The sequence below is a fragment of the Paraburkholderia sp. BR10936 genome (genome assembly GCF_040965735.1).
Classification (GTDB): domain Bacteria; phylum Pseudomonadota; class Gammaproteobacteria; order Burkholderiales; family Burkholderiaceae; genus Paraburkholderia; species Paraburkholderia nodosa_A.
Genome location: NZ_JBFRCM010000069.1, coordinates 1 through 621 on the forward strand (window position 1 = coordinate 1; position 621 = coordinate 621).

At 61.7% G+C, this 621-nt stretch carries 1 protein-coding gene; it reads left to right on the forward strand.

Annotated elements, in window-relative coordinates; genetic code table 11:
* On the forward strand, window positions 1-621 hold a 621-nt coding region (locus AB4Y36_RS40445; RefSeq protein WP_368685935.1), incomplete at both ends, for a PLP-dependent aminotransferase family protein.

Here is a 621-nt window from a genome sequence, read left to right on the forward strand (position 1 = left end):
GGTAGACGCAGACGGTATCAACGTCGACTACGGCATCAAGACAGCGCCGGACGCCGCGTTAGCGGTCTTAACTCCTGGTCAGCAAGCGCCTCTAGGCTCGACCTTGTCGTTGAGACGGCGCCTTCAAGTGCTTGAGTGGGCGGCTTCAAACGATGCGTGGGTCATTGAAGATGACTACCTTGGAGAACTACAGCTGGAAGGCAGGCCGGCGCCCGCCATGGCATCTCTTGGCGAAGGCAAGCACGTCATCCACATCGGCTCCTTCAGCAAGACTGTTAGCCCTGCTCTGCGGCTTGGCTTCGTTGTTGTCCCGGCCGACCTCGTCAATGCATTCGCGGAGGTGGCCGCGACACTCGCTCCCGCGCCGTCACCGGTCATTCAAGTCGCCACTGCTGAGTTTATGCGGGAGGGCCACTACATCCGACGTGTGCGCCGGCTCAAGCGTCTTTATTCCTCGCAGCGCGATGCTCTGACAGCGGAGTTGTGTAGCCGAGACGCGCAATGGGTAAATGCGGGCCTCGCCGTGCTTCTTCGCCTCCCAGAGGGCGCCCCCGATGTGCGAATCGTTCGCGAGGCAATGACTGCGGGCATCGCGCCATCACCCTTGTCCGCGTGGTTCGC